Source organism: Pseudoalteromonas sp. SG44-5 (assembly GCF_014164175.1).
GTDB classification, from domain to species: Bacteria; Pseudomonadota; Gammaproteobacteria; order Enterobacterales; family Alteromonadaceae; genus Pseudoalteromonas; species Pseudoalteromonas nigrifaciens.
On sequence record NZ_JACJES010000002.1, the window covers coordinates 319,972 to 343,256 of the forward strand.

Genomic DNA, 23,285 nt, shown 5'->3' on the forward strand with positions numbered 1-23,285 from the left:
ATCATGATTGAATATTATTTTAGATTAAATTTGAGCTACAACGAATGCATGGATTACTACCATGGACGTTATAGCTCAGTACAAGTTGTAGATGACAGCGGTAAAACCATTCGATTTGCCGCAAACTACCTGCGCCCCTACATTTCTAGTTTAGGGGTGCGAGGTAGGTTTAGATTGATACTTACCCCCGAAAATAAGTTTATCCGCCTCGAACGAGTAGCCTAAGCGCTTGTATTTATGTTATAGATATACATAAATATTGCCTTTTTGTTAATTTCGATTTGTCCTATTGTTAATTTGCGTGTATAAATTACTGGTATGACGTCTTACCATTGCGTAAACGTCAGTGAATAAAAAAAGATTATGACTGATTGAAGGCGACTGTTTGTAATTTGTTTAATTCGCTTCTATCGTTACGATTACACTAAAAACAATAACTTGATCACACAAAATGACCCGCGACAGGGGGGAAACCAAAATGATAAGAAGATCGCTTTTTGTTAAAAATAAAATCGCTATAGGTTTAGCAGCCGCAAGCTTAGGGTTATCTGCAATGACTGCACAAGCGGCAGTTTTTGAAGCCGGAGGTTTTGATATAACTTTCGACTCCACTTTTTCTTATGGACAAAGTATTCGTGTAGAAGACCGAGACTTTGGCTTAATAGGTAAAAGTAACAACCCTTCATTCGATTGGACGGGTTATAACCCAGCCTTAAACAATACCGTTTACTCATCGCAAGATGTGTGGGCGCAACCAGGATCATATTCAAACAATGGTGATGCAGGCGATTTAAACTTTGATAGTGGTGATTCGTTTTCAAAACTATTAAAGGGCACCCATGATCTATCTATCAGTAAAGATAATTATGGTTTGTTTACTCGATTTATGTATTTTTATGACTTTGAGTTAATGGATGGCGATCGTGCTTATGTAAACCCTACCTCAGGCCAAGGCGTCGATCCATGTGATGACAAAGATACAAAAGCACAAAGCTGTGCTGACATCCGTTTATTAGATGCGTATGTATGGGCAAGCTTTGATTTAAATGAAGGAAAAAACCCACTATCAATTCGCGTTGGTCAACAAGTAATAAATTGGGGTGAAAGTACATTAATATCGCATGGTATTAACGTTAACCCAGTTGACATAGACCGTTTAAAAGCGCCTGGTGCAGAGCTTAAAGAAGCCTTTATACCTGTTGGTATGTTATGGGCGTCGTTAGGTATTACTGATAACGTAACCTTAGAGGGTTTTTATCAATACCAATGGCAAGAAACACGCTTACCAGCAACGGGAACGTATTTTTCTACCAATGACTTTGCATCTGAAAATGGTTATCAGCAAAATGTGCAGTTAGGTTTTACTTCAAATCCTGATATTGATTTAGCATTTTTAACCGACAGTTTAAATAATTTAACCTCTGACTTTGCCCTAGCAGCCTCACTCAAAGGCGTTGATCCTTCAAGTGCTCAAGGCAAAGCGCTACTGGCCGAAATGTATTTAGCCTATCCAACTAAGGTAGCACTAAAAGGTAAAGGCGATGAAGGTAAAGTAGAGCCGGATGACGGCGGCCAATACGGTTTACGTTTAGGCGTGTTTTTACCTGAATTTAATGACACGGAAGTGGCATTTTATCATGTGAATTATCATAGCCGTCGCCCGTTAGTATCTGGTCGAGTGTCTAATTTCACTCAAGCTTCACTTGCCCAAGATTTAGCAATGATTACAACGACCGAAATCACTGAAGATAATATTCATAATTTAAGAGCTTTCTCTTTAGCAAAAAATGAATACCCAGAAGACATTAAACTCTATGGTTTGAGCTTCAACACATCTTTAGGTGAAACTGCGTTTGCCGGTGAGTTTACTTTTCGCGAAGATGAACCACTACAAATTGATGACGTAGAGCTACTTTACGCTGCAATGCCAGAGCAATTAGCAGTGGCAGGTTTACGCCCTGAATTTGCAGGTATTTCACAAATGAGCCAAGGCAATGCAGTTAGTGTTGTTGGCCCAGGCGAGCTAGCAAAAGGTTATATAGAGCGTAATACCAGTCAATTACAATTTACCGCGACGCATTTATTTGGCCCATCTTTGGGTGCAGATAGCTGGGCTGTGGTAGGTGAGGTTGGTGGCGTGCGTATTCATAGTATGCCGGAGTACGATGAAATGCGTTTAAACGTTTCTGGTACTGGGCGTAGTGGCGTTATGACCGGCCCAGGCAGTTCTGATTATTCTGCGCTACATATGGCGTTATCAAATGGAGCAGAGCAAAAACAATTTGCTACGGCTACATCGTGGGGTTATCGCTTAATTGCTAAAGGTGATTATTATAACCTGTATAACGGTATTAACTTTTCGCCACGTTTTGTATTTTCTCATGACGTAAATGGTAGCACGCCAGATCCTATGTTTTTGTTTATAGAGGATCGTAAATCGTTAGGTGCAACCATGAACTTTAACTATCAAAATGCGTGGTCATTAGATGTTAGCTACAACTCATTTTGGGGTGGCGGCGACATTAATACCTTCTCTGATCGCGATTACATTTCATTTAACTTAAAATATTCTATTTAGGGGTAATATTATTATGATTAAAAAACCTACCCTCATTGCTACTGCATTTTGTAGCTTGTTTGCAAGTCACGCTGCTTTAGCTAAAATTAGCAGCGAAGAAGTTGCGCGCTTAGGTGCAGACTTAACGCCACTAGGCGCTCAAAAAGCAGGCAATGCAGATGGTTCTATTCCTGCGTGGAATGGTGGTATTACCGCAGCACCGGCAGGTTATAAAGCAGGTATGCATCACTTAGACCCGTTTAATACGGATAAAGTGTTGTTTACTATTGATAAAAGCAATATTGAAAAATATAAAGCGAACTTAAGCCCTGGCCAAATTGCGTTATTTGAAGCGTATCCAGATACCTTTAAAATGCCAGTATATGCAACTCGTCGCTCTGCTTCGTTCCCGCAATTTGTATATGATGCAACTAAGCAATTTGCACCCACTGCAGAGCTAATAGAAGGCGGTAATGGGATTAAAAGTACAGCAATTGGTATTCCATTTCCTATTCCTAAAACTGGTTTAGAGGCAATTTGGAATCACTTGCTACGTTACCGTGGTCAGTCTATTGAGCGTTTTGGCGGCCAAGCAGCACCTACCGCTTCGGGTTCGTATAACTATGTTGGTTTTGATGAGCAACTACTAGTTAAATACTCAGATCCAAGTGCTACACCTGCGCAACTGCAAGACTCAAATATTTTGTTTAAGTTTAAACAAAAAGTAACAGAGCCGGCACGCCTAGCGGGTACTGCGTTATTAGTGCATGAAACCATGGACCAAATATTAACGCCACGCCAAGCATGGACCTACAACAGTGGTCAACGTCGTGTTCGTCGTGCACCTAACGTTGCTTATGATGCACCAGGTACAGCAGCTGACAGCTTACGTACTACTGATGACTTTGACATGTTTAACGGGTCACCAAACCGTTACACCTGGACATTAAAAGGTAAGCAAGAGCTTTATATTCCATACAATAGTTATAAGCTCCATAGCGATAAACTAAGCTATGACGAAATATTAATGCCAGGACATATTAACCCTGAGCATACACGCTACGAAAAGCACCGTGTGTGGGTGGTTGAAGCTAAATTAAAAGATGATACGCGCCATATTTATAAAAAACGTGTGTTTTATATTGATGAAGATAGCTGGCAAGTACAGGTTACCGATATTTACGATAACCGTGACCAACTTTACCGTGTAGCTATGGCTTATGGCCTTAACTACTATGAAGTACCAACGCAGTGGAGTACGTTAGAGGCTTATCATGATTTAAACTCTCGTCGTTACTTAGCAATTGGTTTAGATAACCAGCACAAAATGTATGATTTTTCTCAGTCGTTTAACGACAATGAGTTTACATCAAGCGCATTACGTCGCGAAGGTAGATAGTTAATAGTAGGCACCTAACCGATTGGTTAGGTGCCTTTTTTCCTTTCTCATCGCGTTTGTCTTTTTGACGCGCAGGGCTTTTCCTCACCTAAATAGACAAACAATTCCCCAGTTCAAGGCGATTTAAATTTATGAAGTATTTGGTATATGCCAGCCTGATCCTCAGCGGTGCGAGTGTTGCACAAGAAACTCCTCAATTTGCTATTAGTGCAATAAACGCCGATAAAACGTTATTGACTGATATTACCCAAACTAAAGCGGGTTTAGTGGCTGTTGGTAAGCATGGCACTGTAATTACAAGTATTAATGGTATTGATTGGCAACAAGCAGAATCGGTGCCAACTCAAGTATTGTTAACTGCGGTTGATTTTACTAATGAAAACAATGGCTGGGCCTGTGGGCACGATGCAACAATTATAAATACTACAAATGGTGGTAAAACGTGGCATTTACAACAAGCTAAGCCAGAGATAGATAAACCGTGTTTAGATATTTTATTTAAAGATGAGCTACATGGTTATGCTGTGGGGGCTTATGGCATGTTTTATCAAACCAGCGACGGTGGTAAGCACTGGCAAAAACGTTTTTTAGACTCGCTATTATTTAGTGACGATAGAGAATATTTGAGTGATTTAAAAGAACATGACCCAGAAGGTTATGAAGCAGAAACAGCCTCAATTTTGCCGCACTTTAACCGCATTGAGCAAACTCCAGACGGTTTAATGTTAGTGGGTGAAATGGGCTTAATGGCAAAAAGTACCGATGCAGGCTTAACATGGCAGCGAGTTGACGAAATTTACCCAGGATCATTTTTTGCATTTAGCGCCAATGCGCAGCAAGAGGTAGTGGCAGGATTACGAGGCAATGTTTTTACTCGCCAGCAAGGTGATCAAAATTGGCAGCACCTTGATAATAAAAAAACAGCAACGATTAACAACATCATAAATTATAACAATGAACAATGGCTAATGTTGGCCAATAGCGGCGTGATTTTTCATTTGCAAAACGCTGAGCTTACACATGAGCAATTGGCCGACGGTAAAGCAATTCTAGATGGTGTGATTTTAAATAATAAACTAATCATGGCAACAGAAGATGGCATTAAAGTGAAGGAGTTGACCCCTTAATGCATAAGATTTTAGACTTTATAGAAAATGCGATATTTAAACATCGCTTAATTATGCTTATAAGCTTTGTGCTTATAACCTGTTTATTGGCATTTAAAGCGACACAAATTCAACTTGATGCCTCGTTTAATAAAAACATTCCGTTAAACCACGATTATATGAAGGTATACACCAAACACGAAAAGCAGTTTGGTGGCGCTAACAGTATTTTAATTTCGGTGTGTGACGACAGCGGCGATATTTTTAATCCTGAATTTTTTACCCAATTAAAAGCGGTACACGACCAGCTATATTTTATCCCAGGTGTTAATCGACCTTTAGTAAATTCAATATTTTCACCCAGCGCTCGATTTGTTGAAGTAGTTGAAGATGGTTTTGCCGGCGGGCCAATAATTCCTGCTAATTTTAAAGCCGATAAACAGGGTTTAGGGGTCGTTAAAGAAAATATCGAAAAAGCGAAAGTAGTTGGGCGCATGATTGCCAGTGACTATTCGTGTGCGATGGTGACAGCGCAATTAATGGAAACCGATCCGCAAACCCAAGAAAAGCTCGATACCTTAGCATTTGCGCAAAAACTCGAAACACAACTACGTGAACCGCTAAGCACCGACAAGGTGAGTATTCATATAATTGGTTTTGCTAAAATGGCCGGTGATATAGCCGAAGGTGCAAAAGGTGTGGTGGTATTTTTTGCCATCGCGATTGCCTTTACTTTTATTATGGTTTGGCTATTTTGTGGCAGTTTAAAGCTGACTATTTTACCTATAATGTGTTCGATCATTGCTGTAATTTGGCAATTAGGGCTACTGTCGAGTTTAGGCTTTGGCTTAGATCCTATGTCTATTTTGGTACCTTTTTTAGTATTTGCAATTGGTGTGAGCCATGGTGTGCAGATGATTAACGCGATAGGTAAAAAAGTAGGCGAGGGTAAAAGTACGCGAGAATGTTGTCAGTCAAGCTTTAGAGCATTATTGATCCCAGGCGGCATTGCGTTGTTATCGGATACGGTTGGCTTTTTAACTCTGCTAACCATTGACATTGGTATTATTAGAGAGCTTGCTATAACTGCTAGTTTAGGTGTTGCGGTAATTATATTTACTAACCTGATTTTACTCCCTGTATGGGCGTCGTATATGCACTTTGAAAATAGTGTACATATTCAATCGGGTGATGCTAAAAAACCAAATATGCTTGATGCAATTAGAGATTTATTGGTTAAAGCCACCGATCCTAAAATTGCTAAAATGATAATTGCTTTTACTTTAGTGTTATTTGCACTTGGTTATTGGCAAGCTGATAAAATGCGTATTGGGGACTTACATGCTGGCGCACCATCATTGCACCAAGATGCACGCTATAACCAAGACACATTTTTAATCTCGGACAAATACACCATTTCGTCTGATATCTTAAAGGTAATTGTAGAAGCGTATCCTGCAGCATGTACTGAGCATGATGTGATGCAGCGTATTAGCCGTTTTCAATACAAAGTAGAGAATGTTGCCGGTGTGCAATCAGCGGTAAGCTTAAGCTCGGTAGCGCAGTCGGTAAATGCCGGTTATAACGAAGGTAACCTTAAATGGCAAAGCCTGCCACGTAACTCTGCAAGCTTAGTACAATCTACCTCGCGGGTAGAAACCAGCACGGGATTACTCAACGGCGATTGCTCAGTGATGCCAGTGATTATCTTTTTAGATGATCATAAAGCGCAAACAATTGATCTTGTAATTGAAAGTGTTAAACGCTTTGCACAAGAAGAGGGTACAGATAAAGTTGCGTTTAAACTCGCATCAGGCCCAGTAGGTGTAATGGCAGCCACAAACGAGTCAGTGTCAGCGGCGCAAATTCCGATGATGCTGTATGTTTACGGCGCTGTAATTGTTTTGTGTTTACTAAGCTTTAGAAGCGTAAAAGCAACCATTGCAGTAGTGTTACCTCTGTATGTGGTATCTACTCTTGCACAAGCACTAATGGTACAGCTGGAAATTGGCTTAACCGTATCTACACTGCCAGTTATTGCATTAGGTGTGGGTATAGGCGTTGATTATGGTATTTATATATTGTCGTCGATGATGGGGCAGTTAAAACAAAATGTACCGCTGAGTGTGGCTTATCGAAATGCGTTAATTGAGCGCGGTAGTGCAGTATTATTTACCGGTATTACACTTGCTATTGGCGTGAGTACTTGGATTTTCTCTGATTTGAAATTTCAAGTTGATATGGGAATTTTGCTTACCTTCATGTTTTTAGTAAATATGCTGGGTGCAGTGCTGCTTTTACCAGCAATTGGTAGCTTGCTCTGGACTGACCAGAAAAAATAAAGTGAATAAGTTTGCTCCTAAATGGCCTGTAAAGGCCATTTATATCTATAATTTGTGAATAGATGACCAAATAGCTGAAAAGCTAAAAATGTTTTCATCGTAAAAGGCTGTTTATTAGTTGTAAACGAGTTAGAATTTGCTCGACTCCACGCTAATAAATGCTGTACAAATATTCTGCTATTAAGCAGTAATAGATTTAAGGAATAAACAATGACACGAAATGAAGGTCAAGCCTCAGTTATTTTAGATAATGTTTGTAAGCTTATCCACAAAAAAGTTCGCGCTGATAATGTGTTACTCGTTGAAAAATTCGCCAAAGCCTTGTACAGCAATATGTCTAAAGAGGATTTGGCTAATCGTAACGATAGTGACTTATATGGTGCTGCACTAAGCCTTTGGAATTCGCTAGAAAAGAACACGTCTGATGACGCGGTTATTCGCGTTTTCAACCCAGAAGTGGCAAAAGATGGCTGGCAGTCATCGCATACCATTGTTGAGATTATAGCTAAAGACATGCCGTTTTTAGTTGATTCAGTACGTATGGCCATGACTCGTGAAAATATTGCCTCTCACTTATTACTACATAGCCCGCTTAAAATCCAACGAGATGAAAATGACAAGATCTCAGGTTTATCTGGTTTAAAAGCAGAGCAAGAATCAACCTCGACCAAAACAGTATTCTTTATTGAAATTGACCGTCAAACAGATTCAGCTGTGATTGAGTCTTTCAAACAAGAGTTAGAGTCTGTACTTACAGATGTATCGGTAGCGGTAGAAGACTGGCAGCCAATTCGCGAAAAGCTAATTGCAGTTAGTAAAGAGCTACCAAAACGTCGTGCTGGCAAAAATAATGCTGAAGTAGATGAAACGGTTGAGTTTTTAGACTGGTTAGTTAAAGACAACTTTACCCTAATGGGCTATCGCCAATATGAGTTATCGCCAATACAGGGTGATTACGAGTTAAAAGGCGTAATGGAAACCAGTTTAGGTTTGATGAAAAATGCCGGTGTAGAACACACTCGTCTACTTTCTGAATTACCAGAAGCTGCTCGCCAAGATGCGCGTAGTAGTAACTTACTAATTTTAACTAAAACTAACTCATTATCACGCGTACATCGTCCGGCTTATATCGACTATGTTGGTGTAAAACGTTTTGATGACAAAGGCAATGTTATTGGTGAGGATCGCTTTATTGGCTTGTTCTCGTCAAACTTTTATAACTACAGTGCGGCAGACGTACCGGTTCTTAAAAGTAAAATTGACCGTATTATGCAAATGTGTGATTTTGCCAAAGGCACCCATGCTTATAAAGCGGTGCTTAATATTTTAGAAACCTACCCGCGAGATGAACTTGTACAAGCCCGCGAAAGCGAATTGCTAGAAGTTGCAATGGGCGTGTTGCAAGTACAAGAGCGTGATATGTGTCGCTTGTTTGTACGTAAAGATGCCTATGGACGTTTTTTCTCATGTATGGTTTATGTACCACGTGAGCGCTATAACACGGCACTGCGTCATGAAACGCAAAATATTTTAGCAAATGCATTTAATTCTGACGAAAAAGTCGAATTTACAACCTATTTCTCTGAGTCAACACTAGCCCGTACTCATTATACCGTGCGTGTGACTGATAATAATATAGAGTATAAAGTGAAAGACATTGAAAACAATTTAGTTGAAGCGGCCCGTACTTGGGAAGATAAATTACAATCAGCCTTACTAGAGCAAGCTGGCGAAGCACGCGGTAATGAATTAAACCGTAAGTATGCTCAAGCATTTGCTCGCTCATATAAAGATGAAGTATTACCAAGTGCAGCTGTTGTTGATATTGAAAAGCTAGAAATGCTTAACGATGAAAACAAACTTGAAATGTTATTTTATCGCCCGCAAGAAGAAGCTAACAGCAATGTTGTGCGTTTAAGCTTATTTCATAAAGATGAGCCTATTCACTTATCTGATGTGATGCCGATGCTAGAAAACTTTGGCTTACGTGTCGTTGGCGAAACACCTTATTCAGTTAAAACTAGCGATGGTAGCATTAATTGGATCATGGATTTCTCTATGCTAATTGATAGCAAAGGGATGGCAGATTTTGATAAAATTTCAGCACGTTTTCGCGCTGCGTTAACCAGTGTTTGGAATAACCGCTTAGAAAACGACGGTTTTAACCGTTTAGTATTAATGGGTGGTCTTACTGGGCGTGAAGCGTCAATATTACGTGCGTACGCTAAATACATGCGCCAAATTGGGGTTACCTTCTCGCAAGCTTACATTGAAGGCACTTTTGCAAATTATCCACACATTGCAGCAAAAATTGTTAACTTGTTTACTAAAAAGTTCTCAGTTAAAAGCCCTGCAAGTGAAAAAACACTTGAAAAGCTTAGTACAGAAATATATTTAGAACTTGAAAACGTAGCCAATCTTGATGATGACCGTATTATACGTTTATACGTTGATATGATAGTGGCAACACTGCGTACTAGCTTCTTTCAAAAAGATGGCAATGGCCAATTTAAATCGTATGTATCGTTTAAAATTAAGCCAAGCTTAATTCCTGGCGTACCATTACCATTACCGGCGTTTGAAATTTTTGTATATTCTCCGCGTATTGAAGGTGTGCATTTACGATACGGTAGTGTTGCCCGTGGTGGCTTGCGTTGGTCAGATCGCCGTGAAGATTTCCGTACTGAAGTACTTGGCTTAGTTAAAGCACAACAAGTGAAAAATGCGGTAATTGTGCCAGTAGGTTCTAAAGGCGGTTTTGTTTGTAAACAATTGCCAACTGAGCGTGAAGCATTCTTAAAAGAAGGCCAAGAGTGTTACAAAATCTTTATTCGTGGTTTGTTAGATATCACAGATAATATTGTACAAGGTGAAATTGTTGCGCCTGTAGATGTAACTCGCCACGATGGCGATGATGCTTATTTAGTTGTAGCAGCCGATAAAGGTACTGCAACTTTCTCTGATATTGCTAATGGCATTGCAAATGAATATAACTTTTGGCTAGGTGATGCGTTTGCATCAGGTGGCTCAGTGGGTTATGACCATAAGAAAATGGGTATTACAGCACGTGGCGCGTGGGAATCAGTTAAACGTCATTTCCGCGAAATGGATATTGATTGTCAAACAACCGATTTTACCGTGGTAGCTATTGGCGATATGGCAGGGGATGTATTTGGTAATGGTATGTTGTTATCTAAACATACTCGTTTACAAGTTGCATTTAACCATATGCATATTTTTATTGACCCAACACCAGATGCAGCAGCAACGTATCCTGAGCGTGAACGTTTATTTAAATTACCGCGTTCATCGTGGGAAGACTTTAATAAAGATTTAATTTCTGCCGGTGGTGGTGTTTTCTCTCGTGCGGCTAAGTCGATTACACTAAGCCCAGAAATGAAAAAAATGTTAGGCACTAAAAAAGCCAGCATGACACCAACTGAACTGATCAAAGCTGCGCTAATGATGGATTACGATCTATTGTGGAATGGTGGTATTGGTACTTATGTTAAGAGCAGCAAAGAAACTGACGCCGATGTAGGGGATCGTGCAAACGATGCACTGCGTATTAACGGTGGCGAGCTAGGTGCTAAAGTATTTGGCGAGGGCGGTAACTTAGGTGCAACTCAGTTAGGACGTATTGAATTTGCAGCGAAAGGCGGCCGTGTTAATACTGACTTTATTGATAACGTAGGTGGCGTTACTTGTTCAGATAACGAAGTTAATATTAAGATTTTACTTAATGGTTTAGTTACCTCAGGTGACTTAACGCGCAAGCAACGCGATGAACTTTTATACGCTATGACAGACGAAGTGTCTAAGCTGGTATTGAATGATTGTTATCGTCAAACACACACTATTTCAATTACTCAATCTAAAGGCTCATCAACGCTTAAAGAGAAAATTCGCTTTATTCATGCTCTTGAAAAAGAAGGCAAGCTAAATCGTGCGATTGAGTTTATCCCAAGTGATGAAGAATTAGCAGAACGTGCAGCAGCTGGCAAAGACTTAACACGTCCAGAGTTAGCGATTTTAGTGTCGTACTCTAAAATGGTACTTAAAGAGTCATTTGTTACAGATGAAATTACGGAAAATCCATATTACCGTCAATTGTTAGTTAATTCGTTCCCGTTACCACTGCGTGAGAAGTTTAACGAAGCGATGGATAATCACCCACTTCGTAAAGAAATTATTGCCACTAAACTGGCTAATCAAATTGTTAACGATATGGGCCTTAACTTCATGGTGCGTATGCATGAAGAAACCGGTGCAAATGAAGCTGAAATTGCTTTATGTTATTCAATTGCCAGCGAGTTGTTCCAAATGAGCGATACGTGGGCCTCGGTTGTTGCACTTGATAATAAAATTCCGGCTGCTGTACAAACCGAAATGCTATACCAATTACGTCGCACGGTTCGTCGTGTAACACGTTGGTTCTTACGTCATCGCAACAAAGCACAAACAATTACCCAAACAGTTGAATTTTTTGCGCCAACATTTGCAGATTTAAGTGCTAATTTAACAACGTATATGGTTGATAAAGAAGGCGAGCTTTTAGTTGCAGCTGCCCAAGAGTTAACACAAAGTGGTGTGCCTGCAGAACTAGCTAATCGCATTACTGGTTTATCTAGCTTGTTTTCTGCTATGGACTTAGCTGAAATCTCAGCAAGTTCGAAACAAAGTATCGATACTGTATCGCATACTTACTTCAAGCTTGGTGCAAACATGGGCTTACATTGGTTCTTAGAGCAAATTACTAAGCAACCAGTAGCAAACCATTGGCAGGCATTAGCGCGTGCATCGTACCGCGAAGAGCTTGATTGGCAACAACGTACATTAGCAGAAGTGGTATTAAACGGTTTTGCCGATGATAACAAAGATGTTAATGGCCAAATTGAGCAATGGATGGATAGCCAAGAGTTATTATTACAACGTTGGAAGCAAATGCTTGCAGAGTTTAGAACATCACAAACTCACGATTTTGCTAAGTTTTCAGTAGCACTACGTGAACTCATGTTATTAAGCCATAACTGCGTGTAATAGAATAAAAACCATAATTAATGCCTACTCATTATTTTCCTTGGTGAAAATAATGAGTTAATGGTTAAAATTGTTATACAATACCTCGGCCTAGTCTGAGGTATTTTTTTGTCTGCATTTTAAGAGGATTATATTCATGTTTTACGATTTAGCTCGCCGTTTTATGTTTACCCGTGATGCGGAGTGGGCGCATGAGTTCGCTCTTAATAATTTAAGTCGTTTTGCCAATACACCATTAAGCGCTGCTTGGTCACAAAATATTGTGAATAAACCAGTTAATTTTTTAGGCTTAGAACTTAAAAACCCCGTTGGTCTTGCTGCAGGGCTTGATAAAAATGCAGAGTGTATTACTGCATTTGCACAAATGGGCTTTGGTTTTGTTGAAGTGGGTACAGTTACTCCGCGCCCACAAGCTGGTAACGATAAACCACGTATGTTTAGATTGCCGCAGTCAAATGCCATTATCAATCGCATGGGATTTAATAACAAAGGCGTTGATAATTTAGTTAATAACGTTAAAGCAGCCAACTATACCGGTATTTTAGGTATTAACATTGGTAAAAATAAAGACACACCGAATGAGCAAGGCAAAGACGATTACATACATTGCATGCGCAAGGTGTTTGAACATGCCTCGTATATAACTGTTAATATTTCATCGCCAAATACCCCAGGGCTTCGTGATTTACAATACGGTGCAGCCCTTGATGATTTACTACAAAGTTTGAAAAACGAGCAGCTTGATCTTGTTGCTAAACATGGTAAACAGGTACCTATGCTGGTAAAAATTGCGCCAGATTTAGATCCAATCCAAATTGCTCAAGTAAGTGAATCTTTACTAAGCAATAAAATAGATGGGGTAATTGCTACCAATACTACACTTGAGCGTAGCATGGTTGTGGGTCAGCAATATGCTGACGAAGCCGGTGGTTTATCGGGGCAGCCAGTTAGGGAGCGTGCGACGCATGTAGTTAGCGAGCTAAAGCGCTTAACTAATGGGCAGTTACCTATTATAGGTGTAGGCGGTATTGACGATGTGTCATCGGCGAAAGAAAAAATAAACGCAGGTGCCGATTTAGTACAAATTTATACTGGCTTTATTTATAAAGGCCCACAATTAATTAAATCGATAGTTGATAGTTTATAAAAAATAGGGCTACTTAGCCTTAAAAGTTAAGTTTGTTTTAACACTAAAAGGCTAACTTGCCCTCTAAGCTTTTGATCGTTCAATAAATGTTCTAATAAAACATTTTAAAAATGATTAAAAGCGGCTATACTTTGTGCTTATTGTTTTTATTATATTTAAATGTTAAGCGTGGAGGGGATATGTTACAAGCATCAAAGCAATGGCAGTGGATATCTTGCGCCAAAAAAAACCGCTTATTACTTGATTTAAATGAAGATATGCAGCTCTGCACTCCTTATAAGTTAAGACAACTTACTGACAGTACATTTAAAAACCCTTATTTTAGCTTAGAAGATGCCGCTTTTTATGAACAAGTTTATCAATATCTTGTGCAATTTAAGCTGTGGAATCCAGCGCAATTATGTCAAATATCACTCAATGCAACCGCAGTGAAATTTCAATTAAAGCCAGTACTTGCTAAAAGTTGGTTTTTTGAGCAATACACAGGAAGCACTCCAAGTACTGAAGCCGTTATTAATTTAACCTCTAAAGCGCAGTCGGGAGAGTTTTTAATTGTAGAGCACAGCAGTGATGCATCTGTGTGTATTAACCTAAGTGAAAATTTTCAATTAGATGATAATTTATCATTAGTACAGTTTGAAGCCATTCGCGTTTTAAACAATCGTGTACATCCTCTCTTAAATCAGCATATTCATAGCAAAATAGCTTAATCTAATTTTATTTTCAGCCCGTGTTTATGGCGTGTTTGTATGCAAACCTATGTTATAATCCTGCGCAATTAGCTATTAAGGGTTACTACTTTGCAATTTATCGCACTTACTTCTATCGGAATCGAAAATTTATTGGTTGATGAACTAACAGAACTTGGCGCAACTGTGTCTAAGCAAACTGTTGGTTCTGTTCGCTTTGAGGCAGACTCATTATTGGCGCAAAAGGTGTGTTTATCGACTCGCTTTGCTACGCGCGTGCTTATGCTTATTGAAGAAAAAGAAGGCGTAGATGACAAAAATAGCCTGTATAACTTTGCTCGCTCACAACCATGGCAAGAATGGTTTGGGCCTACACAAACGTTTGCTGTCGACTTTAATGGCACCAACGACTCATTAAAAAATACACAGTTTTCTGGTTTAGTTATAAAAGATGCCATAGTTGATTACTTTAACGACTTATTCGAGCAGCGCCCTAATGTTGATAAACAAGACGCTAATGTGCGTGTGGTTGCGCGTTTAAATCGTTATGGCGTATCTATGTATATAGATTACTCTGGCCCGCGTTTATCTGAACGTGGTTACCGACAGGGCCAAGGTAAAGCACCTATAAAAGAGCATTTAGCAGCGGCATTAATCAAACGCAGCGGCTGGCTTGAAAATGTAAATCAGCCTTTGTTTGACCCATGTTGTGGTGCAGGTACTATTTTAATTGAAGCTGCCGGTATGGCGCGCAACGAAGCTCCCGGCTTATTTCGCGAAGGCTTTGCATTTGAGCGCTTACCAAGTTTTAGAGCTGCGAAATTTAAAGAGCTAAAAGAAGAATTGCTGGGCAATATTATAGACCCTAAATTATGGCTCATTGGCCACGATTACGACGCTCAAGTATTAGGTAAAGCAATTGATAACGCAAAACGTGCTGAGCTAGACGATATTATTAAGTTTAAACAAAGTGATGCAACTAAACTAACCGCAGTGGCTAAATTACCTGGCGTAGTTATATCTAACTTACCTTATGGTGAGCGTATTGGTTCTATGGCTGAGCTTGTAGATTTACATCGTAATTTAGGCGTGGGCTTTAAAAAGCACTTCAATCATTGGAAGCTTGCTTTACTGGGTATGGATGAGAGCTTATTTAAGCTGTTAAAGTTGGTTAGGCTGAAACGTTATAAATTTAAAAATGGCCCGTTAGATGTTGAACTTAACTTGTATCAACTTGATGACAAACAAGTAAGCCTGACAACCGATGATAAAAAAGCGCTGAATTTTGAAGGTTCAATGTCTTTTGCTAATCGATTGAAAAAGAACAAGCAGGGTTTAAAAAACTGGCTTAAGCAAAACGAAATTACAGCATACCGTGTATACGAAGCTGATATTCCTGAGTACAACGTTGCTGTAGATATTTACGGTGACTCAGCGGTTATTTTTGAATACGCAGCCCCGAAAGAAATTGATGAAAAAACGTCTGAAAAACGCTTACAAGATGTGATCAGCTTAACCGCTGAACAACTCAAAATAGCACCAGAGAATATTGCTGTAAAAGTACGTAAAAAGCAAAAAGGCGAAGAGCAATACACGCCAATGGCTAAACAAAACCGCACTATGGTGGTTGAAGAGTTTGGCGCTAAGTTTAAAGTGAATTTATTTGATTACTTAGACACTGGCTTGTTTTTAGATCACCGTTTAATGCGTCGTTATATTCAAGAAAACGCCAAAGATAAGCGCTTTTTAAACTTATTTGCCTACACAGGTACAGCGTCAGTACATGCAGCACTTGGTGGCGCTAAAGCAATTACCACGGTTGACTTGTCAAAAACCTATTTAAAATGGGGCCAAGACAACTTTGATTTAAATAATATTAGTAATACTCGCTACCGTTTTGAGCAAGCAGATTGCTTAAAGTGGCTAGAGCATGCGACGGCGCAGTACGATTTAATCTTTTTAGATCCCCCGACGTTTTCAAACTCTAAGCGTATGAAAGATGCATTTGATGTGCAGAGCGATCATATTAAGTTATTAACTTGGGTTAAAAAAATATTAAGCCCGTCGGGTACGCTTATTTTTTCTAATAATAAACGTGGCTTTGTTATGGATGAAGTGGGTTTAATTGGCTTGGGCTTAAAAGCGGTTAATATTTCTGACAAAACCTTATCGCCTGATTTTAAGCGTAATAAAAAAATTCATAATAGCTGGTTAATTACCCATGGCTAAGTGGATTTTATATCACACAGATGGTTGTCATTTGTGTGAACAAGCTGAGCAATTAATTAAGGGATTAGTTAATAGCCACAATGAATTATTGCTAGTAGATATTATGACTGATGATCAGCTTATTGCTGATTATCAGGTTAGTATTCCGGTATTTAAAAGTGAGCAAGGCCAACAATTATTTTGGCCTTTTACTGCACTAGACGTGCGTGAATTTTTAGCGCAAGCAGAATAAGAGCAAAGAAGAATTATGGATTTAATTAGAATTTTAAAAGCACAACTGGCCTTTGGTACTCATGCATTGCTTAATAAAGCAGATGCAGTGATTGAAAGTGGCGAGCGTGTGTGTGTTGTAGGTCGAAATGGTGCTGGTAAGTCAACGTTATTAAAAGTACTCGATGGTGAGGTTTTATTAGATGATGGCGAAATAAACCAGCTTGGCGGTATAAGAATTTCTCGTTTAGAACAAGATCCACCAAAAGGCGCAAGCGGCACTGTATTTGATTATGTTGCTCAAGGTATGCCTGAAATTGCCAACTTACTGATTGATTTTCATCATGTGAGTACAGAGCTACAAACCGTATGTACCGATAAGTTATTAAATAAACTTGAGCGTTTATCAAACCAATTAGAAGCGGTTGATGGCTGGCGTTTTGACAGTCGCATTCAAGTTGTTTTAACCCAATTAGAGTTAACACCTGATGCTAAGCTTGAGTCACTTTCAGGTGGCTGGTTACGTAAAGTTGCACTTGCTCGTGCACTGGTTAGTGAGCCAGACTTATTATTACTCGATGAGCCTACTAACCACTTAGATATGGCAAGTGTTATGTGGCTTGAGCAATTTTTAAAAGAATTTAAAGGCGGCATTGTATTTATATCGCATGACCGTGCCTTTATTCGTGCTGTTGCAACGCGTATTTTAGATTTAGACCGTGGTAAATTAATATCATACCCTGGCGACTATGCTACTTATTTAGAGCAAAAAGCCCACGACTTAAAAGTTGAAGAAAGCCAAAATGCTTTATTTGATAAGCGTTTAGCCGAAGAAGAAACGTGGATACGCCAAGGTGTTAAAGCACGAAGAACCCGTAATGAAGGGCGCGTACGTGAACTTAAGCAACTACGTAACGAGCGTAAACAACGTGTTGACCAAGTAGGTAAAACAGACTTTAATATTGAAACCGCAGATCGTTCGGGTAAATTGGTATTTGAAGCTAAGCATCTTTGTCATGCATTTAAAGATAAAGTGATTGCAGATGATTTTTCAACCTTGGTTATGCGCGGCGATCGTATTGGTTTAGTTGGTCCTAATGGCATTGGTAAAACAACGTTATTAAAATTAATGTTTGGTAGCCTAGCCCCAGATAGCGGTGAAACTAAGCAAGGTGTTAATTTAGAATTTGCTTACTTTGACCAATACCGTGAAAAATTAGATGAAGAAGCAACAGTACAAGACAACGTTGCTGAAGGTAAGCAAGAAGTAATGATGGGTGGTCGCTCGCGCCATGTATTAGGTTACTTACAAGACTTTTTGTTCCCGCCAGCACGTGCCCGTACACCAGTTAAAGCGCTTTCGGGTGGTGAAAAAAACCGCTTGTTATTGGCTAAACTGTTTTTAAAACCGTCAAACATATTGGTACTCGATGAGCCAACTAATGATTTGGATATAGAAACATTAGAGCTTTTGGAAGATATTATTAACCAGTATCAAGGCACAGTATTAATAGTAAGCCATGACCGTGAGTTTATTGATAATACCTGCTCTAGTGTTTGGGCATTTGAAGGTAATGGCAAGATTACTGATATTGTTGGCGGCTACAGTGATTACGAAGCCTATGTTAATTACTTAGCAGAGCAACAAAAAAATCAACCACAGCAAGCAACTAAAAAAGTTGAAAAAGCACCTGCTGCGCCAGTAGTTAAAGCAGAGGCTAAAGGTAATAAACTCTCTTACAAATTAAAACTTGAATTAGAGCAACTGCCTAATAAAATGGAACAACTCGAAGCCGATGTTGAAATTCAACAAGCCATAGTTAGTGATGTTGATTTTTTTAAGCAAGACAGTGATATAACGGCTAAGGCATTGAACCATTTGGCAAAACTTGAGTCAGACCTTGAGGCCGCGTTTTCGCGCTGGGAAGAACTTGAAGAATTAAAAAATCAGTAGTAAGGACTAAAATGAAATATAAATTACTCGCTGCCAGTATTTTAGCAACAATGAGTACTTCAGCATTAAGTGCGACTTATCAATTAACGGAATTGGGTGCACTTGAAGGCGCGAAATATTCTTATGTTACCGATGTAAGTGAAAGTGGTCATATTATAGGTATAGCTAATGGCTTATATAATTTACCTGTAGATATTGAGCATATTGATTTTTCACTGAGTTTAATTCAAAACGCTTACACTAATGAAGTTAATGCATTTGAGCTTAGTGATAAAGAGATTACTTTTACGTTAGAAGACATAGAAAAAAACAATGCTGTAGCAACAAATGCAGATGCGCATAGCTTCATGATTCGTTTTTTAGCAAATGTGTCGGCTAATTATCAGTTTCAAAAGTTAAGCTCACTAACGGCAATAAAATATGATAGCGGCGCTGCTGTTGAGCAAACATTGTTTGATATAAACTCGCCTGATTACCCAGGCGTTACCCGCTCTGTGACTAACTTTTACAACGCTGTTGCAGAAGATGGCACTACAGTTGGTTGGGGTAGTGCTCCTTTTGATAAAATAGAGTTTACTATAGAGGACGAAACTGATCCTAAACCGTGGTTTACCCGTGACTTTATAGAGCGCGGTATTGTTATATCTGAAAGCGGTATGGAAGTTCCTTTAGTACCCCAATTTAGTGAATATGGTGGTACCAGCCAAGCCTCTGATATTGTAAAAACCGCAGATGGTTATATTGTTGTTGGTAATATGTCACTTGGTATACCGCAAACGCGTCAAACCAATATTACTGATAACTGTGATGATAAATATCAGCCATTTTCAACCTGTATTGAAGTTATTAATAATCAAACAACCCGTGGGATATTTAATAAGCAAGCAACTAAATGGACGCTTGATAACGCATTTAATATCACGTCTACCGAGGTACTAGGTTTAGCCTTTACTCCTTATGAAGACGAAGTTGACTTTGCGTTTATTAGTAATGCATTCGCGGTTAATAAGAACGGTATTGCAGCAGGTGTATCGAACACGCGTTATTATGATAAAGATACTACTATTATAACCATGCCGGTGTATTTTAAAGATGGCAAAGCGGTTGAATTTATAAATCAACCAGACGGTTGGCAAGGCGGTAAATCTTTAGCAATTAACGATAATAATATTGTGACAGGTTATGCCACAAGACGTGTTGATGGTGCTTTACGTAATAAGTTTTTCTATCATGATATAGCAACAGGTACTACCGTTTATCCAGATAGCTATTTTACGAGCTCAAGCTCATACGGTAACAGTATAAATAATCAAGGTTATATTGTTGGCGAAGGTGAGGTTGGTATTTCTGATAGTTCACGTCGATCAGCTGCGTTCATTTATAAAATAGGTGATGATAAAATCACTAATTTAAATGACTTATTGCCGTGTTACGACATGGACGGTACAAGTAGTTATGGCTATAGCATGAGTGAAGCTAAAGTGATTAACGAAAACAATGAAATATTTGGTGTGGCCACTAAAACTGTTGAAAAGCGTAACTCATTAGGTGAAGTTGTAACCGATGTTAACGGTAAAACTGAATATGAAAGTGTTGCTGTAGCAGTAAAGCTTTCGCCAATACCTAATGGCACGATAGAGGATTGCGCACCACCTGATGCCGAAGTGTATGAGCGTCGCTCTGCAAGCTTCTCTTGGTATGGATTATTATTATTACCACTGATTGCGTTTAGACGAGTATTTAGATTTTAATAGAATTTAAATCGAAAATTTAAGCCGAGAAACTAAAAAAGCCCAAACTTGTTAAGTTGGGCTTTTTTTGTCTATAGTCATTATAACTATTGGCTACTTGTTACGTATTAACCATGCTTTTCTAACTGAACGCCGCCAAACAATATCTATTCCAAAATAGCCGATAATCGCGGCAACTGATGCCGACACCAAGGAGCCAACTAAAAATGCTGGACCAATAGTCGTTAAGCTTTCGATGAACCAAGGCCAGCTTGCTTCAAAGGAAAAATGTTGTTCTGGCTGGTTTAGTACTAGGGTGCCAATAAGATAAGAGCAGTAAAAAATAGGTGGCATGGTAACGGGGTTAGTTATCCACACTAAGGCCACTGAAATGGGCAGGTTTACCCTAAACACTATAGCGGTTGCTGCAGCTAGGACCATTTGAAAAGGAACAGGGATGAACGCAAAAAATAACCCGACAGCAAATGCACCACGCGCAGAGCGTCTATTTAAATGCCAAAGGTTCGCGTCTTGTAACAAACGGCCAAATATTTTAAGTGATTTGTGATGCCTAATTTTATTTGGATCGGGTAAAAATCGTTGGATCGTTTTTTTAGCCATTTAAAGCAACCATTTACATCAATGTGGATTAGTCTTGGATTTGTGTGCGGAAGTATTGCAACCGTATTTTATTTTCAAACCCTCGAATTTATACTCATCACAATTTCAATCCTAATTGCGAGCGCTTATTTTAAGCCGTTTTCAAATGTTTTGTTAGGCTTTATTTGCGCTATTTTTGCTATCTTAGTGCATTTCACACTTTTTTACTCGTTTGAGCTACCAGCGCAGGGTGAAAAGTATGCATATTCAGTAAAGTTAGTTGTTGAAGACGTTGTATCAGCTAATGCTCCGCAATATATAAAAGCAAAAATTATTAAGCTTGATGAGCAAGATTACGCTTATTTTACTGCCCCCAGTGCTATGTTAAGTGTTGATTCAGCGCAAATATTAGAAGTAGGCGCAACCTTCAGTGCTCACGCACATTTAAAAAACTTTAGAAGCACAAAAAATTTTACTGTTTTTGACAATCAACTTTATGCATTTACACAAAAAATATTTTTTAAAGGGAAAGTACTCAATAAAAATTTAATTATTACTGATACAAAAAGAAACCAACACGTTATAGCTTATCGCCACTATATTAAACACATATTTAAAGAGTCTAAGCTTAACTGGCTTTATTATACGCTGCTGACGGGCGACAAGTCTTTAATGAACTTTGAACAAAAGCTGACCATGCAAACGCTGGGGTTAAGCCATTTACTGGCAATTTCTGGGTTGCATATTTCGTTAGTTTTTGGCTTTGCTTTTTTTGTAACACGCTCACTTGTAAGCCACGCCAGAATTAGAATAAAACAAACAATTAATCTTGCAACTTGTTATAGCTTAATGGGCTTTATAGCGGCATTTGTTTATGTATATTTAAGCGATTTTATTGTCTCTGCGACCCGCGCTTTAATAATGTTAGGGTGCTACTTATTATTGTATTACCTAGCTAAACAATCGCTACGTTGGCGCAGTATTTTATACGCCTTGGTTTTAGTTTTAATGATTAACCCTTTTAATGTATTAAATCCTGGTTTGTATTTTTCATTTTTAGCTGTGGTTATCATCTTTATTGTTATTACAAAAGTACCCTTTAAGGGGGCCTCTGTTATCGCTAAAATAGGCATGTTATGTGCTATACAAGGGGCACTATTTATAGGCTTATTGCCTTTGTCTTTATACTTTTTTAATGGTGTGAGTTTGGCAGGGTTAGTCTTGAACTTAATCGCTATTCCGTTGCTCGCCTTTATCATTATGCCATTATTATTAGTGGTTGCGATATTGAGCAGTGTTATTGATATGAGCCTGATAGTGTCGTTATTTGACCCCGTATTGTATTTTTTGTATCAACAATTAATGGCAATACCGCCAGGCTGGCGTTGGTTTAATGTAGGAACAATTACTTTAGATATAGTAATGTTTAGTTATGTAACCATGCTACTACTGTATTTAGTGAAATTTAAATGGCTTGCTTGTATCCCGTTAAGTGTATTGCTGGTTGATAGTTACTTTACTTCCAAAAGTGATTGGCAAGTAAACATATTTGATGTTGGCCATGGTTTGATGGTGTTGTTAGAAAAAGATAACAATGCATTAATTTATGATTTTGGCCCTAGTTATTTTAACCGCTTTAGCCGTACACGTAGTATTTTACTGCCGTATATAAAAGCTAATAACCTGAATGTTGCGACCGCTATTTTAAGCCATCAAGATAACGACCATGCAGGAGGAGTTAAACATTTTATTGAGGCAGGCTTTGAATCGACTCTCAGTACTTTTCATCCAAATGGTATACCGAGTTTATGTAAAACCATGACTATGGATTTTTATGGGCTTAAAATACAAACGTTTAGTTCAATTACTTTTAACAATAACAACGATGACTCCTGCGTAGTTAAAATTAGTAGCGCGCAACACAGTGTACTTTTTACTGGTGATATTTCTAAGCAACGAGAGCACGCACTAATTGCCGCAGGATATAATTTAGCAAGCAATGTATTAATAAGCCCGCATCATGGTAGTGGCACTTCATCAAGTAGTGAGTTTATTGCGGCTGTTAACCCTAAAGTTGTGGTGCATTCGAGTGCTTACAAAGGGCAATGGCATTTTCCTAATGATGAAGTGGTTGCGCGGTTTAACAAAATTGGCGCTGCGCAATATATTACTGGGCAGCAAGGACAAATTAGAATTAAATTTTATAGTACTAATCTGCATGTTGAAACGGCGAGAGAGCGTGAAAGTTATTGGTTTATTAAAGATTGACGTTTTGTTTTAGC

General features: G+C 38.9%; 14 protein-coding genes. 13 read left to right on the top strand and 1 reads right to left on the bottom strand.

The window, feature by feature from the left end; translation table 11 throughout:
• The first annotated feature begins 3 nt into the window (after positions 1–3).
• The 12 genes from H5079_RS03800 to H5079_RS03855 all read left to right on the top strand — a co-directional run bounded on the left by H5079_RS03800 (position 4) and on the right by H5079_RS03855 (position 20,424).
• Complete coding sequence (locus H5079_RS03800; RefSeq protein WP_086998601.1) at positions 4–225, top strand: DUF2835 domain-containing protein; 222 nt, start codon at positions 4–6, stop codon at positions 223–225.
• Positions 226–478: 253 nt separating this feature from the next.
• Entirely contained in the window at positions 479–2,578 is a 2,100-nt protein-coding gene (locus H5079_RS03805; RefSeq protein WP_182683465.1) for a DUF1302 domain-containing protein, read from the top strand.
• Between the two features lie 13 nt (positions 2,579–2,591).
• The gene (locus H5079_RS03810; protein WP_182683466.1) at positions 2,592–3,956 is read left to right on the top strand and encodes a DUF1329 domain-containing protein; all 1,365 of its coding nucleotides are present in this window, start codon (positions 2,592–2,594) and stop codon (positions 3,954–3,956) included.
• A gap of 131 nt (positions 3,957–4,087) precedes the next feature.
• A complete protein-coding gene (locus tag H5079_RS03815; protein WP_011328350.1) occupies positions 4,088–5,083 on the top strand; it encodes a YCF48-related protein in 996 nt (331 codons plus the stop codon).
• Positions 5,083–7,404 (top strand): RND family transporter, encoded by a 2,322-nt coding sequence (locus H5079_RS03820; RefSeq protein ID WP_011328349.1) that lies wholly within the window; start codon positions 5,083–5,085, stop codon positions 7,402–7,404. The genes H5079_RS03815 and H5079_RS03820 overlap by 1 nt, the downstream gene beginning before the upstream one ends.
• 210 nt (positions 7,405–7,614) lie before the next feature.
• Positions 7,615–12,444 (top strand): NAD-glutamate dehydrogenase, encoded by a 4,830-nt coding sequence (locus H5079_RS03825; RefSeq protein WP_011328348.1) that lies wholly within the window; start codon positions 7,615–7,617, stop codon positions 12,442–12,444.
• Between the two features lie 136 nt (positions 12,445–12,580).
• Entirely contained in the window at positions 12,581–13,591 is a 1,011-nt protein-coding gene (pyrD, locus tag H5079_RS03830; protein ID WP_182683467.1) for a quinone-dependent dihydroorotate dehydrogenase, read from the top strand.
• Positions 13,592–13,770: 179 nt separating this feature from the next.
• The gene (locus H5079_RS03835; protein ID WP_011328346.1) at positions 13,771–14,301 is read left to right on the top strand and encodes a cell division protein ZapC; all 531 of its coding nucleotides are present in this window, start codon (positions 13,771–13,773) and stop codon (positions 14,299–14,301) included.
• Positions 14,302–14,391: 90 nt separating this feature from the next.
• Positions 14,392–16,509 (top strand): bifunctional 23S rRNA (guanine(2069)-N(7))-methyltransferase RlmK/23S rRNA (guanine(2445)-N(2))-methyltransferase RlmL, encoded by a 2,118-nt coding sequence (gene rlmKL / locus H5079_RS03840; RefSeq protein WP_011328345.1) that lies wholly within the window; start codon positions 14,392–14,394, stop codon positions 16,507–16,509.
• On the top strand, positions 16,502–16,741 hold the full coding sequence (locus tag H5079_RS03845) for a glutaredoxin family protein (protein WP_041454446.1): 240 nt from the start codon (positions 16,502–16,504) through the stop codon (positions 16,739–16,741). Before rlmKL ends, H5079_RS03845 begins: the two co-directional genes overlap by 8 nt.
• Before the next feature lie 15 nt (positions 16,742–16,756).
• Positions 16,757–18,673, top strand: coding sequence for an ABC transporter ATP-binding protein (locus H5079_RS03850; RefSeq protein WP_011328343.1), 1,917 nt, complete (start codon positions 16,757–16,759; stop codon positions 18,671–18,673).
• 11 nt (positions 18,674–18,684) lie between these two features.
• Positions 18,685–20,424, top strand: a complete 1,740-nt coding sequence (locus H5079_RS03855) for a DUF3466 family protein (RefSeq protein WP_182683468.1) — start codon at positions 18,685–18,687, stop codon at positions 20,422–20,424.
• Positions 20,425–20,517: 93 nt separating this feature from the next.
• Here H5079_RS03855 and H5079_RS03860 read toward each other — a convergent pair whose 3' ends face one another.
• Entirely contained in the window at positions 20,518–21,024 is a 507-nt protein-coding gene (locus tag H5079_RS03860; RefSeq protein ID WP_011328341.1) for a DUF2062 domain-containing protein, read from the bottom strand.
• Between H5079_RS03860 and H5079_RS03865 the strand changes: the two genes are divergently transcribed.
• A complete protein-coding gene (locus tag H5079_RS03865; RefSeq protein WP_182683469.1) occupies positions 21,004–23,271 on the top strand; it encodes a DNA internalization-related competence protein ComEC/Rec2 in 2,268 nt (755 codons plus the stop codon). The genes H5079_RS03860 and H5079_RS03865 overlap by 21 nt on opposite strands.
• Positions 23,272–23,285: the final 14 nt, after the last annotated feature.